At 59.0% G+C, this 15,625-nt stretch carries 14 protein-coding genes; 3 read left to right on the top strand and 11 right to left on the bottom strand.

Annotated features, from left to right (window positions below; genetic code table 11):
- The first annotated feature begins 51 nt into the window (after positions 1-51).
- The gene (locus ACFSR7_RS18575; RefSeq protein ID WP_378164101.1) at positions 52-672 is read left to right on the top strand and encodes a GyrI-like domain-containing protein; all 621 of its coding nucleotides are present in this window, start codon (positions 52-54) and stop codon (positions 670-672) included.
- 24 nt (positions 673-696) lie between these two features.
- Here the strand turns inward: ACFSR7_RS18575 and ACFSR7_RS18570 are convergent, their stop codons facing one another.
- Positions 697-834 (bottom strand): AraC family transcriptional regulator, encoded by a 138-nt coding sequence (locus ACFSR7_RS18570; RefSeq protein ID WP_378164099.1) that lies wholly within the window; start codon positions 832-834, stop codon positions 697-699.
- Between the two features lie 527 nt (positions 835-1,361).
- Positions 1,362-3,806, bottom strand: a complete 2,445-nt coding sequence (locus tag ACFSR7_RS18565) for an alpha-L-rhamnosidase-related protein (RefSeq protein WP_378164097.1) — start codon at positions 3,804-3,806, stop codon at positions 1,362-1,364.
- A gap of 72 nt (positions 3,807-3,878) precedes the next feature.
- Here ACFSR7_RS18565 and ACFSR7_RS18560 point away from each other — a divergent pair, with 72 nt between their 5' ends.
- A complete protein-coding gene (locus ACFSR7_RS18560) occupies positions 3,879-4,034 on the top strand; it encodes a hypothetical protein (RefSeq protein WP_378164095.1) in 156 nt (51 codons plus the stop codon).
- An 85-nt stretch (positions 4,035-4,119) separates the two neighbouring features.
- Here ACFSR7_RS18560 and ACFSR7_RS18555 read toward each other — a convergent pair whose 3' ends face one another.
- Genes ACFSR7_RS18555 through ACFSR7_RS18545 form a run of 3 tightly spaced genes read right to left on the bottom strand, consistent with a single transcriptional unit; the run spans position 4,120 to position 6,185 of the window.
- The gene (locus ACFSR7_RS18555; protein WP_378164094.1) at positions 4,120-5,076 is read right to left on the bottom strand and encodes a helix-turn-helix domain-containing protein; all 957 of its coding nucleotides are present in this window, start codon (positions 5,074-5,076) and stop codon (positions 4,120-4,122) included.
- 9 nt (positions 5,077-5,085) lie between these two features.
- Positions 5,086-5,916, bottom strand: coding sequence for a hypothetical protein (locus ACFSR7_RS18550; RefSeq protein WP_378164092.1), 831 nt, complete (start codon positions 5,914-5,916; stop codon positions 5,086-5,088).
- Entirely contained in the window at positions 5,880-6,185 is a 306-nt protein-coding gene (locus ACFSR7_RS18545; protein WP_378164090.1) for a hypothetical protein, read from the bottom strand. The genes ACFSR7_RS18550 and ACFSR7_RS18545 overlap by 37 nt, the downstream gene beginning before the upstream one ends.
- A gap of 613 nt (positions 6,186-6,798) precedes the next feature.
- On the opposite strand from ACFSR7_RS18545, the gene ACFSR7_RS18540 reads away from it, so the two are divergent.
- Positions 6,799-7,161 (top strand): DUF3889 domain-containing protein, encoded by a 363-nt coding sequence (locus tag ACFSR7_RS18540; protein ID WP_378164088.1) that lies wholly within the window; start codon positions 6,799-6,801, stop codon positions 7,159-7,161.
- Between the two features lie 322 nt (positions 7,162-7,483).
- Here the strand turns inward: ACFSR7_RS18540 and ACFSR7_RS18535 are convergent, their stop codons facing one another.
- The 6 genes from ACFSR7_RS18535 to ACFSR7_RS18510 form a co-directional block, all read right to left on the bottom strand.
- Entirely contained in the window at positions 7,484-8,761 is a 1,278-nt protein-coding gene (locus ACFSR7_RS18535; RefSeq protein ID WP_378164087.1) for an extracellular solute-binding protein, read from the bottom strand.
- Positions 8,762-8,814: 53 nt separating this feature from the next.
- Positions 8,815-10,410, bottom strand: coding sequence for a response regulator transcription factor (locus ACFSR7_RS18530; RefSeq protein WP_378164085.1), 1,596 nt, complete (start codon positions 10,408-10,410; stop codon positions 8,815-8,817).
- Positions 10,411-10,425: 15 nt separating this feature from the next.
- Complete coding sequence (locus ACFSR7_RS18525; protein ID WP_378164084.1) at positions 10,426-12,261, bottom strand: cache domain-containing sensor histidine kinase; 1,836 nt, start codon at positions 12,259-12,261, stop codon at positions 10,426-10,428.
- 23 nt (positions 12,262-12,284) lie between these two features.
- Positions 12,285-13,097, bottom strand: a complete 813-nt coding sequence (locus tag ACFSR7_RS18520; protein ID WP_378164082.1) for a carbohydrate ABC transporter permease — start codon at positions 13,095-13,097, stop codon at positions 12,285-12,287.
- A 12-nt stretch (positions 13,098-13,109) separates the two neighbouring features.
- Positions 13,110-14,027, bottom strand: a complete 918-nt coding sequence (locus ACFSR7_RS18515) for a carbohydrate ABC transporter permease (protein ID WP_378164080.1) — start codon at positions 14,025-14,027, stop codon at positions 13,110-13,112.
- A gap of 97 nt (positions 14,028-14,124) precedes the next feature.
- On the bottom strand, positions 14,125-15,453 hold the full coding sequence (locus ACFSR7_RS18510) for an ABC transporter substrate-binding protein (RefSeq protein WP_378164635.1): 1,329 nt from the start codon (positions 15,451-15,453) through the stop codon (positions 14,125-14,127).
- Positions 15,454-15,625 lie beyond the last annotated feature (172 nt).

Raw genomic sequence — 15,625 nt, 5'->3', positions numbered from 1 at the left:
GTCACCCGCGCTTCCGTATTATAACGTTATTACAAATGAGGAGGCCCTCCCATGCCCGCCAAAATCGACTATAAAAAACACGACAAAGCGCTCTATCTGCCCAAAGGAGAGCCTGCCATCCTCGACGTGCCCCCCATGTCCTTCGTCGCGATCGAAGGCGAGGGGGATCCCAACCGTCCCGAATTCGCGCTGGAGACGGAGGCGCTGTACGCGCTAAGCTATGCCGTCAAAATGTCGTATAAAGGAAGCGATGCGCCGGAAGGGTACTACGACTATACGGTCTATCCGCTGGAGGGCGTATGGGGTCTCGTCGATCTGGCCTTGCCGGCCACGGACAAAAGCAATCTGAAGTACACGATTATGATACGCCAGCCCGATTTCCTCACAGCGGACGGGTTCCGATATTTTGTGGAAAAGACGGCGGCCAAGAAGTCGAGCGCGCTGCTCTCCAGGTTAAAATTCCTTACTGTAGCGGACGGCCTAAGCTGTCAAATGATGCATACGGGCAGCTACGACGACGAGCCGGCCAGCTTCGAGCGGATGGAGGCCTTTTGCGCAGAGGCGGGCTATCGTCGCGCGTCGAAGCTGCATCGCGAGATTTATATTTCCGATCCGCGCAGGACGGCGCCGGAGAAGCTGCGGACGGTGCTGCGGTTTGCGGTAGCGAAGTAGGCGAGTCGGCAAAATGGCCTCCGGCTAGCGGCGCCCATGAAAGGCATGCCGGTACGCCCGCGGCGTCAGGCCTTCTCTGGCGCGGAAGCAGGACATTAAGTAAGCGGCCTGCTGGAAGCCCGTCTCTCTCGCGATCTGCAGAATCGGCAGGTCCGTCTGCAAACCTTGCTATTTATTTAGTCAATGCAATCCGGCTATCTTCCCGCAAGCTGACGCAAAAATCTGCGGACAGCAAGAAAACCGCCGGGGCAGATCGCGGATCGCCCTGACGGTCTCTTCTTAAATTGGTGGATAACCGAATCTTGATTATGCGAAACGCCTGGGTACGGCTCATCCGACCGACGTTAACGTTCCCATTGGTCAGCGTTTCGCCCGCCCGCGTTGTTCTTTCGCCGCAATGCCTGCAGATATGCATCTATTTCCGCCAATGTCGGCCCTTTTAAACAGGATAGATGCCAAAACGCAGTTATTTTCCTCCAATAGCCTAATTTCCGGCTTGTATTATGCATTTACCTGCACATTTGCAGGTATTTCATCCAGTGCCGTTGGTTGGCGGACAATACATGTACAAATGCAGGTTTTTCGATCCGCCCAACAACATCCGACAAGCTCCGTTAGACCAGTGGTTCGCCCCCTCGCTTGGCAAGCTTGGGGCAGGCAGGACGCTAACCCCATAAACGCTAACTTAACTAGGAGGAGCAATATTCGCGCAGCGTGCAGGTCGCCGTCACCGACGTTGCGGCATCTTCGAACCGCAGGGACTGCTTGCTGGGCAGCACAAGTTCGACGGGGATGCCTGCGGGACCTTCGGCCGTCAGGACGAAGCCGCCGCTTTCGTCCACCCGCCAGTCTACGCGCACCGGACCGTGGCGCGTAACGACCGTCCCCCGGGCCCAAGTCAGCGGACCGGGCTTCGGCGCGATGCGAATCACGTCGAAGCCGGGCAGCGCGGGCTGTACGCCCAGCACCTCGGCGGGGAACTCGTACAGCGGGATTGCGCCCCAAGCGTGGCAGTCGCTGCGCTGGGACACCGGGTCCTCCATCCATGTCGTCAGGTTCAGATCGACCTGTTCCGTCCACTTGCTCCACAACGCGAACGATTTGCCGTACATCTCGGCCCGGGATAGCGCGCGGAACAGAAAATAAGACATGGAGAACGAGACTTGGGCAAGCGTCGGATCCGTCAGCGTCTGCCGCATGAGCGAGCGGGCTTCCTCGCCGGATACGGTCCCGGACAAGACGGCCCAGATCTGGCTATGCTGACTGTACGCCTCCACGCCGGGTCCGTCTTGGAACAGCTGCCGGTCAGGTGACAGGCAATAAGCGCGTACCGCCTCCTGCACCTTTTCCGCTCGGCGTTCGTATTCCGCAGCCGCGTCGGCTCTGCCGGTCGCCTCGTTCAGCTCGGCCGCGATCTGCAGCGCGGCGATATACAGGAAGCTGTAGACGGTAATCGGCCCCTGCAGGCTTGCAGTGGGCACGCCCCATAATCCATGCCATTCCTCGACCCAATCGACGAACGACCAATAGCCCTCGGGCGCAGCCCCCACGATGCCCTGCTCGTTTAACTGTCTGTCGAACCAGCCGAGCACTTGCTCCATCGTTGGCCGGTAGCGGATGACAAGCTCCCGATCTCCGTAATAGCGGTAATGATCGCGCAGCATGAAAATCCAGTATAAGGCGAACCCCGGTATCACCTGGGGAAAAACGGACGGGTAGCGGCACTGGAGCATCCCGTTCGGCAGCATCGAGCTATGAAAATCGTGAATCGCCCGCCGCGCCAGCCGGTCGTCTCCGCTCACGTTGTAAGTGAATATGGCCTGCATCATCGTGTCCATCGTATATTGGAGCTGCTCGTAAAAAGGACAATCCTCGTAGGTCTCGTGCATACAGTTCTTGAGCGTGTTAAGGCTGATGTCCCATAGCGGCGAATAAGCGGGATCCGAGCATTCGAAAACGGCTGCTGCATCCATCGGATAACCGGTCTCCCGATAATGAAAGCTGCGCAGACGGAGCGGTTCGTCGGCGGTCTCGATCGTCAGCCGGACATACCGGAAGGTGCGGAACCAGAACGGCTCGTAGACTTCCGCTTGCCCATGCGAACCGTCCCGGCCGGCCACCCGATACGTATCCGTTTCCCCGTACAGGATCTTACCCTCGCTCGCGTCGTCCCGGATGCCCTTGCGGCGTTCCCCCCGCGGACCGGGAGGATCTTCGTAACACTCCGCGCAAAGCGTACGGACGAGGCTGCCGGCGCCGCCGAACAACTCGAACCGCAAGTAGCCGGTGGACAGGCGCTCTGCCGCAAGATCGATAACGATGCGCGTATTCGGCGGCACGACAAGCGGCTGACGCGACCCCATCGGGGCGATTGCGCCCGCAGACGCCTCCGCCGCCAGGAGCATCGCCGCATCGCGGTCTATGCCTTCGGTGCGGACGATCGCCGAGAAATCGCGCCTGATCTCGTAAAGCGGCGGGATCGGACGCTCGGCGAGGAACCAGGGAGGAAGCTCCCCCGTCATCGGATAAGCCGTCGGGCTGACCGCAACGGCCGAGGCCCAGGACGAATCGTCGAATTCAATGCCTTCCCAGCCATGCGGAACCTGTCCGCCGTCAACCGTCTCCGGATAGCCCAAGTAATGCCGGCCCATCTCTCCCGGTTCATAACAGGTAGAGCTGTCTTTTAGACAGCGCCAGGAGGCGTCCGTCTTCAGCATCAACCGTTCGCCGCCGTCCGCACCTTCCAGCACGCCCTCCAGCAACAATCCGCCCTGCGATGAGCGGAAGACGGAGATCGGCCCCGCCTCCCCCATACGCAGCGGCTCGGATGCCGCGAAATGCACGACTTTTACGGCAATCGCGTTGGCCCCCGCGCGCAGCAGCCCCGATACGTCAATCGTCTCGTAGTAATGAACGTTGCCGTTTCCCTTGCAGGGGCCGACAGCCGCCGACACCCCGTTGACATATAGACGGTACCGGCTGTCCGCGGATACGCGGAGCGTCAGCCTTGCGTCGGCGTCGGCAAGAGTGAAAGAGGTCCGAAAATAGGCGATCTCCGTGAGCGCGGTTTCGGATCGCGCATGCAGCGCCTCCGTCCATATCCATTCTGCTGTCCAGCTTGCGTTAGTCTCCATATGCGCTCCAATTCCTTTTCTTTGTCTTGATCTTGTGGAAGACGACCGGCTGCTCCGCCGCCGGCAGTCGCCGTGCCCGGCGACGTCTGGCTGGCCATGCTGCTGTCGGCAGGCTTCGCCGTATTGCCTTCGTTCCCGCTGCAGGCTGCGGTCGTTATCGCCGTGCGGCTGCGAGAATCGCCGTCGAGCTTGAATGCTGGCGGAGCATTTCTTGTAAGCGCTTCATGAAGCACACCCTCATTATAGGGACCGCTGCAGGCGATGTCTTTGCCGATCCGGACAAACGACAAGCGTATTCGGACACCCGATCCGCTCATACGCCGGCTTTATGCTTTTGCCTGTACTGCGTGGGCGTGCAGCCCTCGAACTTCTTGAATACCTTGTTGAAAAAGGTCACGTCCGGAAAGCCGACCTCCTGCCCGATCGTCACGATCTTCTCGCGGGTCGAGGACAAATACTTCTTGGATTGCTCCACCCGGATGTAATGGAGAAAGTGAATGACGCTCATGCCCATTTCTTTTTTGAACACTCGGGACAAATGCCTCGGGCTGCATCTGGCGATCTCGGTTAGCCCCTGCAGCGAGATTTCCTGCGTATAATTGCGCTCGATATAAGCGACGACCTTCTTCAGCGTAGCGTCTCCCACCGGCTGCTTGTCCGCGGACTGCTGCGGACGGGCGCACTTCTGCGAATAGACCGCATGCTGGCGGCTCAGACAAATAATCATCTCCAGCAGCTTGAGGATGATGAGCGACTGATAGCCCGGCAATTGCTTCTCGAATTCGTATTCCATCCGCGTAATGAGGCTGTAGACCTCCTCGCGGGAGCTCTCATCCAGCTTCAGGAGCGAGTGAAAGCGGACGTCCTCCCCCGAAAACGGCGGTACGTAAAACAGGCTCATCAGGTCCGCGTGATCTTGCGAGCCGAGGATGCCCCAGTTGATGAGCTGCGGAAAGAAGAGCAGATTGACCAGCTCCACCTGCTCGTCCTTGCCGATCTCGTAGGTATGGAGTTCTCCGGGGTTGATAATGAACAGATCGCCCGGATAGATCTTGTATTTGAGCTCGCCGAACTGCTCGGAGTGAAAGCAGTGCGTGACATGTCCTTTGACGACAAACGCAATCTCCGTAAACTCATGACTGTGCAGGGGAAGAATCGGCATCGACTCCCAGTTATGCACGTAGCGCTGAACGAAGAAGGGAAAGCTCTTGTCCGCGAAGTACTCTTTGCCTGAAAAGTTGTGAATATACTTCAGTTCTCCGTCGTTCATAGGTCACCTCTATTCCGGCGAGCCGTCGTCGTCCTTCGGCACGGCCGTAATCGACAGCTCCTTCAATTGCTGCTCGGCGTCGAAGGCGCCCGGCAGCTCCCGGCCGATATTCATATTGGCGAGCGCCAGGTCCTCCGGCTCCGTAGAAGCCAGGAAGCAGCCATCGTATGCCAGCTTCTCAGCCTTCCGCACATAGGGCAAAATATCGAGCTCGATCGTCGCCCATTCGCCGTCCTGCAAGCTTTTGGACAGATAGGCGTCGGCAGCCATGTTGTAGATGAACTTGTAGGTCGTATCCTCTTTGCCGCCGTCCTGGAAGTACGACTCCTTGGGCAGCGGTTCGCGGTTATCGAACAGCGGCAGGCCAAACCAGTAGTAATCGCCGTAGCCGGGGCTCGAGTGGTTTTTGTTCTGTATGGTCAAGTACCACGAGACTTGCGCCGCATGCAGCGAAGGGTCGTACTCGGCGTCCGTCATCCGCGGCTCGAACTGCGAGATTCGGATCGAAGCCTTCACCCGCAGCTCCGACAGCGCATTCAGGAACGGCGTTTGGAGAAAGTATTGCTCGATCAGCAGATGCGGCCAGTCCTCGCCGTTTTTGCGCGGGCACTCGCATTCCTTGGAAGCGATCGTCTTGAGGGTGATCTCGCCCGCATTCGTGTCGGTTGTAATCGCCTTCGATTTGTTCGAATATCGAAATATGCCCGGCGCGAGCATCTCAGCCTGCGTCCCCTCCAGCGAATACCGCGTTCCCCACTGCGCCACCCGCCACAGTGGATACACGCCGTAAGCCTGACCGTCGTTCAGAAGTCCATGACCCGGTCCCCGGTCTCGATCCATCTGATGCCCATAAGATTAAAGCCGTTGAGAGAATGGTCGTCCATGATGACGGCTTCCTCCTGCGAGCGGCCCTCCCGCACGCCCGTCGGCGTTGCGGAAGCCGATGGCTGCAAGGATTCTCCGGTCGTTGCCTGCGGTCTCTCGCTCTCCATAGCCAGCCCCTTCTTTGTCGCATGACCCATGTTGTTGTCGCTGCAGCCGAGCAAGAGCGCCAGCCAGGATAGCGATATCAATATCCTTTTCGTGTATCCCTTGTGCTTGCCTGTCATAGCATTCCTCCGTCACGCGGGACGGTCTCCGTGTTCGCTTTGCCTACTCTATTATAGTGAGCGATTGCACGAATGGATTGATCGATCCGGACATCGAACAGGTCGATCGGGACATGGAAACAAGAACAAACGACAGGGGCAGATCACCCTGACGGTCCATTCAGGTTAGCGAATATCCGAAACTTGAGTCGCGCGGAACGCCCGTCGATGGCTCATCCGAGAGCCGTTCCGATGGGCCGGCGTATCGTCCGCCTGCGTATCGCCGCCCGCGAATCGCCGCTCGCGTACCATCCGCCCGCGTCGCTCTTTCGCCGCAATTCCTGCAGATATACATCTATTTCCTCCGATATTTCTCCTTTCGAGCAAAAAAGATGCAAAAACGCATCTATTTTCCTCCATCGGCCCGACTTCCGTCCTGCGCCTTGCATTTACCTGCACATTTGCAGGTATTTTATCAAGTGTGGCGAGCCGGCGGAAAATACATGTACAAATGCAGGTTTTTGACCCGCCAAACATCCGAAAAGAGCTGTCGCGCCGAAAGGGTGCTTACCTGTCTTCAATTGGGGCATAATGGTACGGTCGGCAGCCGATGATCAAGGAGGTCGCAACCACGATGAATCAACACGATCCCAAGAATGTAACGGGCACAATCCGCTTGGGCGTCCTGCTCGCTATGCTTGCCGTCGCCGCCTGGACGGGCTTGGCTTTGCGCGCCGGACATGCCGATGCCGCGGACACTTCTTACCACAAATGGAGTCTGATCGCGATCGCGGAGACCAAAGACAAATATCCGAAGGCGGCGCTCGTCGATTATTCGCACATCGGCAGAACGCAGCTCGGCGGCGGACTCAGCGAGGAGAAATTCAAGCTTTGGCTCCGCCAGGCCGACCGGGAATTCGGCGTGTTCGTGACCGTCCGGTTCAGCGACGCCGAGGATCGTCTGGTCTCGGTCGCCATGAGCGAGACGCCCCGCTGAGTCGGAAGTCATGGAGAAAAGTCCCTTTTTTGATCGAAATCGCAATTTGTCGTTTGACGGCGCTCGCACGCGTTTAAGTACAAATTAAGCCATGAGTCATTGGACGCGTCGTTCCCCGGGGTCGAACCCGGGGCGCTGCTGCCGACTGCGCTTCGATCACGGCGGTACGATCTGCGGGTAGACGAACCCTAGACACAGCAAGCCCGCATAGCCGCCCTGCCCCGAGCAGGCTCCGGCCCATCAACTTCCCGTTCGTCTCCCGTCGCAGCGCGCGACGAAGACGGCGCACCCGGCCGCATGGCGGTTCGGGAGCGCCGTCTTTTTAGTTCGACAAGATCTCGTTCAACCGCCGCTCTGCCGCCGCCAGTCCGCTTGCCGGATCCGTGCGGTTCTGAATGATGCCCTGCAGCTCCTCCGACAAGGCGGTCAGCAACGCTGCGTACTTGTCCGTTTTTGGCGCCGGCTTCACGGTCCGCTGCGATTGGACGAACAGCTTGCGGTAAGGCAGCGCCTGATATTCCGCGCCTGACATGACGGCTGTATTGGCCGGGATGTGTCCCGCTTGCCCCCACAAGACGCTGCCGACCTCTGAAAAGTATTTGATAAAAGCCATGGCGGCGTCCCGCTTGGCGCCGGACGCGTAAGCCGGGATGGCCAGCGTGTGCGAACTGCCCCAGTGCGCATCGCTCCCGAAGATCGGCGGCAGCGGCATAATGCCTACGTTCAGCGCGGGGTTGGCCAGGAAGTGCCCCGCTTCCCATACGCCGCCGAACCACAGCCCGGCCCGGCCTTTGTCGAAGGAATCCCAAGGCGTTTTGTCGCTCAGATCGCTTAAGCCTTCGGCGAACAGCCGCTGATAAAAAGCAAGCACGCGGACGGCGGCATCGCCGGCGATCTCCGCGCGCGTGCCGTCCGGGCTGAGCAGATCGCCGCCCGCCTCATAATACAGGTCCAGGAACGGCTCCTGAAAATACGGCGTATTCACGGCAAAGGGCTGCACGTCCGGCACCCGTTCGCGAATTTGCCTCAAAAACCGGACGAAGCCTTCCGGCGTGGCTTCCCCGAGATCTGGCGTCCCGTCTGACCCGAGCGCGCCGGCTTTGGCCAAAATATCTTTGTTGTAATACAGCATATGAAAATGCGTGTCCAGCGGAATCGCGTAATGCTTCCCGCCAAAGACGACGCTTTGCGCGTTCGACGGGTCGATCTCCTCGAAGCGAAAGCCGGCCTGCTCCGCGAGTCCGTCGAGCTCCGTTAGGCGCCCCGCCTTAACGAGCGGGGACAGCCGGTCCGAATGAACGACGGCCACGTCGGGACCGCTGCCGAAAGAGAGCGCGGTGCCGAGCCTGGCGTAGTATTCGTTGGACTCGAGCCGGAGCTGCTTGACGAACACGGCTTCCTGCGAGGCGTTGAAGTCCCCGATGACGCGCTCGACGAATTCGCCCTCCCCCCCGCCGAACGGGTTCCAGAAGGACAGCACCACGGGCGCGGGGCCATCTCCGCTCGCCCCTGGCAGAACGTCGCCGCCGGAAGGGCCGAAGCAGCCCGACAGCAGCAGACACAGCGAGATGGCCAACAATGCCGCGCGCGTTCGCACCACGGATTCACGCTCCTTTCATTCATTTTTCGGATTCGGCAAACGGTTACAAGTTCTCACGGCCCGATGTCGTTCGACGCCTCCCGGTGCAAAGCGCGGTATTCCGAAGGAGACAGGCCCGTAATTTTTTTGAACACCTTCGAGAAATACTTGGGGTCCGGAATGCCGACCAGGCTCCCGACGTCTCCCGTTTTCATCTCTTGCCTCAGCAGCTCTTTGGCGTTGTCGATGCGAATCCGCGTCAGGTATTCCAGGAAGCTCTCGCCGACTTCCTTCCTGAACAAATTCGCGAAGTAATTTTTGCTTAAGTGCACATGGCCGCTTATGAATTGGAGCGAGATCTCCCGGTCGTAAAACTGCCGGATATAATTCGTCGCCTTGACGATGCTGTTGCGGTCGCTGTTGTACATACCGGCGATATGCCGCACCAGCGCCTCGAACGACTGCTTGAACCAAACCCTGCTCTCTTCGACCGTCTCGAGTCTGGACAGCTGGTCGTAATACTGCTTTTTCAGCTCCGTCACCTGTCGGTCGTCGTTCGCCACGTCCGGCCATAGCGTCGTCAGAATCATAAGCAGCTCGAAGCTGATGATGTGCGCCAGATCGGGATCGCGGCGAACGGACAGCCGATCGAACAGCGCATCCAGATACGCTGCAAGCTCGGCGGACTGGAACGCGTATACCATCGACTGAATCTGGCTTGTGCCGATGCGGAGCGGCTCCGCATGTTCCGCCGACGCGCGCTTGTCACCTACCCCATGGACGATGACGCGGCCGCTTCCGAGAAACATTTTCTGCTTGGCGGCTCCCGCCGCCTGGGCGTAAGACGACTTCAGCTCCGCCCATTCGCCGATGCGGCCGCCGATGCCGATCGACGCCTTCAAGTCGCATTCGCCGGAGAGCAAGGCAATAAGCGCCGCCGCCCGCCGCTTGACGCGTTCGAGCCCCGTCTCGGCCCCATGCGTCTCCCCGTCGCACAAGATGCAAATGTCTCCCTGCTTGTCGACAAAGACTTCATGGTCGCCGTCGTCCGGCATCCAGATCCGGCCGATCGCCTCTCTGACCGCCGCTTGCCGCTCCTCGAAGCCTTGCCCGGTTGAATTCAGACTGATGAGCAGCACGTAGGCCGCGCGAAGCGGAGCCAACCCGGCGAGTCCGGCGCGCTCGTCGCAGTCGGCCGCATCGCTGCCCGCGCCGTCCGCCAGCTCCGCCAGCAGCCGTTCCTTCCGAAGGCGTTCCGCCTGCGGATCGGGAGTTTCGGCGCCGCGCGCAGAGGCATGCAGCTTGTCCTTCACGCTCAGCAGCGCCTGCTCGAAGTCGCGCGGCATCATGTCCGACTTAATCAAATACTCGGAAACGCCGTGCTTGATCGCTTCCTTCGCGTATTGGAAATCCTCGAGATTGCTGAGAATAATGATCTTCATATCCGGCGCGGTCTTGCGCACCTCCGCGATCAGCTCGATCCCGCCCATAACGGGCATTTTGATATCCGTAATCAGAATATCGGGCGGCTCGTTCCCGATCAGCGCCAGCGCTTCCCTGCCGTTGGCAGCCTCACCCGCGAGCCGCAGCCCGATTTTGTCCCAATCGATCATGGACCGGATGCCATACCTGACGATCGGCTCATCCTCGACGATCATGACGCGATGCATGCCGCTTCCTCCTTCCTAGGTCATCAAGGGCAGCCGGATTCGAATCCGCGTGCCTGCGCCAAGCTCGCTCTGTATCCGGATGCCGTATCCCTGCCCGCAGATGAGCTTGATCCGCTCGTCGACGTTGGCCAGCCCGATTCCGCCCGGTTTGTCCTTGCCGTCCCCAGGCTGCTCGAGCATTCGCTGCGCCGCCTTCGGGTCCATGCCGACGCCGTTGTCCGCGATCTCGAACAGGATGCCGCCGCCCGGCTCGCGGGCGCATGCGATCTCGATCCGGCCGCCGCTCTCGCGGCCTTCGAAGGCGTGCATGATCGCGTTCTCGATGAGCGGCTGCAGGATGAGCTTGGGCGTGCGAAGCAGCTTGACCTCCTCCGCCATATCGACCGACGTCTCGATGTTGAAGTTGAACCGGAACTGCTGGATGCCCAGGTAGCATTGAACATGCTCGATCTCTTCCTCGACGGTCACCGTCTCTTCGCCTTTGCCGAGACTGATGCGGAGCAGGCGGGAGAGCAGGCTGACCATCTCCGCCGCGTGATTTGCCTTTTGGATCAGGGCCGTCCACTTAATGATATCAAGCGTATTATACAGGAAATGCGGATTGATTTGCGCTTGCAGCGCCTTCAGCTCCGCCACCCGCTTTTGATCCTGCTCGACATAGACGGCGTGCAGCAGCTCGTCGATTCGCGCGACCATCGCATTGAAGTTGCTGCCAAGCTCGTCGAACTCGTCATACCTGCGTTTCGTCTGATAGCGCGTAGACAACTCGCCGTCCATCACCCGCTTCATGAGCCGGATCATCTTGAGGATCGGCTTCGTGATCGAGCCCGCGAGCACGATCGCCGCGATAATCGAAAAGGCGATGCAGAACAGCGCGATGAGCAGGATAATCTGCAGCAGCCTGTCGGAGTCCTGATAGAGCGCCGACTTGGAAATGACGTTGACGACCATCCAATCGTTCGTCGTGAGCTTTTTGACGTTTACGATCAGCTTGTTGCCCCGATACGTCAGCGGAAACTTCAGTTCATCGGCGCTTGCCCCTGCGATCTGCGCATAGCCCCGCTCGCCGAGCACCTCGGTTACGGACCGGCCGATCATCGCGTTGTCCGGATAAGAGACGAGCCTGCCGCCGCCGTCGATGATGAAGCTCTGCAGGTCCCGGTTGTTGCTCGCGGCCTTCGAGACGAGTTCCTTGATGACATCCTCTCGAATATCGAGCACGGCCGCGATGCCGAGCGGGCTGTCGTCCGATATTTTATAAAGCTGTTTGGCCAGCGAAAAGACGAACGTGCTCTGCGAGTTCAGACTGTCCACGTAGGTGCCGTAGCGCGTCGGGAACCAGCGGAAGCTGCTGCCGTCGTCCAACGTTCGAAGGAAGGGGCGCGACTCGTTCTCCGTCCGCTCGCTCCAGCGGTAGATGCCTTTGATATAGTGCTGCCTGGAGATAAACGAAATGGACTGCACGTCCTGGTTGATCGCCACGATCGTGGACAGCTTCGTCGTCAGCGACAGGCTGTCGAGATCGTACTGCGCCGGATCGGCATCGTTGAGCTTGCGCAGCATGGAGACGATCTCCGCGTTGCCGAGCACCTGCATCATCATTTCCTTGTAGATGCCAAGACGCGTATCCAGATTGTCGGCGGTCTGATCGAGCAGATGCTCCGAGTACTCGGTCGCCTTCTCGTTGATTGTCGACCTGGAGATCGAAAACGAAATAATTCCCATGACCACGAGCGGCGTCAACGAGAACAGAAATAAAAGCAGCATCCACTTTGCGCGCATGCTGCTTTTCCATATGAGTATCGGCGACAAAATGCGTCTCCAGCGAGGCGCTTCGGGTTCATGGTTCATGCGTGCAGCCTCTTCTCTGGCGGTTATCCCTTCACGCCGGACATGGATACCCCTTGCACGATGTGCCGTTGGAGCAGCACGAATACGATGATGGTCGGGATCGCTGCGATCGCGCTGGCCGCCATAATCAAGTTCAGGGACATCGTATTATTCGACAAGAAGGTCGGCAGCCCTGCCGAGAGGATCATGTTTTCCGCCGAAGTGATCGACAGGTAAGGCCACAGGAAATTGTTCCACGATAAAATGAAGTAGAAGATGCCTACGGAGATCATGGCCGAACGCGTCAAGGGCAGGCACACGCGCCACCAAAGACCGAAGCTGCGGCTGCCGTCGATCTGCGCGGCCTCCAGGTAATCCCGGGGCACGCCGTCCATAAATTGCTTGAGCAGCAGGATGCCGATCGGGTTGGTCAGTCCCGGCAGGATGATGGCCCATATATTATCGATCAGCTTGAGATGAAGCGCCGTCTCGTAGAGCGGGATCAGGATGGCCTCCGTCGGGATGAGCAATCCGGACGCGACCAGGACGAAGAAGACGCCGCGCGTCTTAAAGGGCAGCTTGGAAAACGAGAAGGCCGCCAGCGAGCTGAACAGGACGGCGATGACCGTCGTGAGGAAGCCGATGACGACGCTGTTCCAGGTCCAGCGCAAGATTTGCGAATCGCGAATGACCTTCGCGTAGTTGTCCGTGTTCAAGCCCGACCAGTCCACCCAATCGGACAGCGAATACACGGTCGCGCCGTCGGGCTTCAGAGAGACGAGCAGCATCCATACGAGCGGGAAAACGAACAGCAGCGCAAGCAGCGCCGCCGCGATATTTAAAAGCCACCTCTTCATGCGAATCTCTCCTCATCCGTCTTTCCGGTCGGTCAATTTAAACTGAATCACGGCGATCATCAGCATGATGACGCAGAAGACGATCGACTGCGCGGACGCGAGGCCGAACATATCCTTCTTGAAGCCGGTCACGTAGATGTAACGGATCATCGTGTTCGTGGAATCGCCGGGACCGCCGCCCGTCATGATCTGCACCTGGCCGAACAGCTTGAGGCTGCCGATTACCTGGTAGAAGATCTGAATCTTCATGACGCTCGACAGGCCGGGGATTGTGATATGCCTGAACCGCTGCCAGGCGCCCGCTCCGTCGATTTTGGCCGCTTCGTAGTGATCGGCGGGAATCTCCTGGAGTCCGGCCAGGAACAGGACCATGACGAATCCGACGGTCCACCAGTCCGTCACGATCGTGATCGCCCACCAGACGAGACTCCGGTCGGTGAGCCAGTTGGGATGGCCGGCGCCCAGCAAGCCGAGCAGCGCGTTGACCGGACCGTTTTTCGCGTCGAACAGATGCAGCCAGATGAAGCTGATGACCGATACGGAAAGGACGTACGGCAGGAAAAAGGCGGAACGGATCGCCGTTCGGAACAAAATGCGCTGATTGATGATGAGGGCGAGGATGAGCCCCAACACGATAACGGTAGGCGTGCACATCAGCACGAAGTAAAAGGAATGCCACAAATAGACGTAAAAATCGGGATTGTTAAAAATTTTCTCGTAGTTTGCGATGCCGACGTATTTCTCCATTCCCCGAATGCCCCAGACATGCAGGCTCATCCATATCCCGCGGCAGACGGGCCACAGGTAAAATACGGCGAACGGGATCAGGAACGGCATCAAATACATAACGGCCCTGAGCTCGGTCCGCATGCGCAGCGGCTCGCGTCTTGGCGACGCCACGGCTTTGCGCGCAGTGATTTGCGTCTTCATTGGCCATTCTCCTTAAGCGGGGCTTCTGTCTGCGGAAACGGAAGGGAGGCCGCCGGCGCCTTCGCGCCCTGCAGCTCCCTCCCGCCCTTGTAAGCTTTTAGTTGTCCAGCACCTCGTTGATCTGCTTTTCCAAGTCCTTCAAGCCATCCTCCGGCGACTCGTTGCCGAAGATAATGTTCTGGAGCGACTCGGAGATCGTGGTGACGATCGTCGTATATTTATCCGTCTGCGGCGCGAACTTGACCGTCTTCTGCGCCTCGATGAACTGATCGCGATACGGCAGACTCTTGTACTCGTCGCTCGCCGTGACGTTGGCGTTGGCCGGCACGTGGCCCGCTTTGCCCCAAGTCGAGCCGCCGACCTCGGAGAAGTACTTCATGAACTTCGCGGACGCTTCCTGCTTCTCCGCGGACACATAGGAAGGAACGACGAGAAGGTGCGAGCTGGCCCAGTGCGTCTGGCTGCCGAAGATCGGCGGCAGCGGCATCGCGCCGATGTTCTTGGAGGTGTCGCCAAGCAGCACGCCCGCTTCCCATACGCCGCCGAACCAGAAAGCTGCCTTGCCGTTGCTGAAGCTGTCCCAAGGATTCTTGTCGTTCAGATCGGCATATTTGTTTTTGTACACGTCCATGTAGAACTTCAGCACCGACAGCGCCTTGTCGTTGTTGATCGCGGCCTTGGTCATGTCGGCGTTCAGGATGTCTCCGCCCGCCTCGTAGTACAAGTTCAGGAACGGCTCCTGGAAATATGGCGTATTGACCGCAAGCGCCTGGATGTCCGGCACCTTGGACTGAATTTGCGCAAGCGTCTTCTCAAAGCCTTCCGGCGTCATCTCGCCCAGCTTCGGCGTACCGTCTTCGTTCAGCAGATCCGCCTTCTTCAGCAGATCTTTGTTGTAGTAGAACATATGGAAGTGCGTATCGAGCGGTACGGCGTAGGGCTTGCCGTCGTAGGTGACGCTCTGCAGGTTGGAGGCGGTAATATGCGACAGGTCGAAGCCGACCTTGGAGGCGAGCTCGTCGACAGGCACAATCTGCTTGGCCTTCACGAACGGCGAGATGCGGTCGACGTGCGCCACCGCGACGTCCGGTCCCTTGCCCGAGGAGAGGGCCGTGCCGAGCTTGGCGTAATACTCGTTGGATTCCAGGCGAAGCTGCTTGACGACGACTTCCTTTTGCGAATCGTTAAAGCCCTTGATGATCTGATCGACAAAGTCGCCTTCGCCGCCGCCGAACATGTTCCAGAACGTGATCTCGACGGCGCTGCCTGCGCTGCCGGCACCGGCGGCCTGACTGGATGCAGGCGCGGATGCGCTGCCGCTCGCCGGTGCGGACGAAGCAGCACCGTTATTGTTGTTGCCGCAGCCGGCCAAAGCCAGCGTCAGTGCCATGCCCGTCGTCAGGAGCGTCGCGGATTTCTTTTTCATCTTCACGTATGAGCCCACCTTTAGGAGATATGCGTGCCGAGAAAGCCTTGTTGTAAGTGCTTTCTTCATGCTTAACTTTAACTTTGGCGAGGCTTGCGATGAACCGACGATCCGCCGCTCCTGATGCGAAAATATACAGATGTTGTCGGCAGCCGAGGCGAGGCGGGGTGGA

The sequence above is a fragment of the Cohnella sp. GCM10020058 genome (assembly GCF_042683485.1).
In the GTDB taxonomy this organism is placed as follows: Bacteria; Bacillota; Bacilli; order Paenibacillales; family Paenibacillaceae; genus Cohnella.
This window is presented reverse-complemented; position numbering and strand designations above follow the sequence as displayed.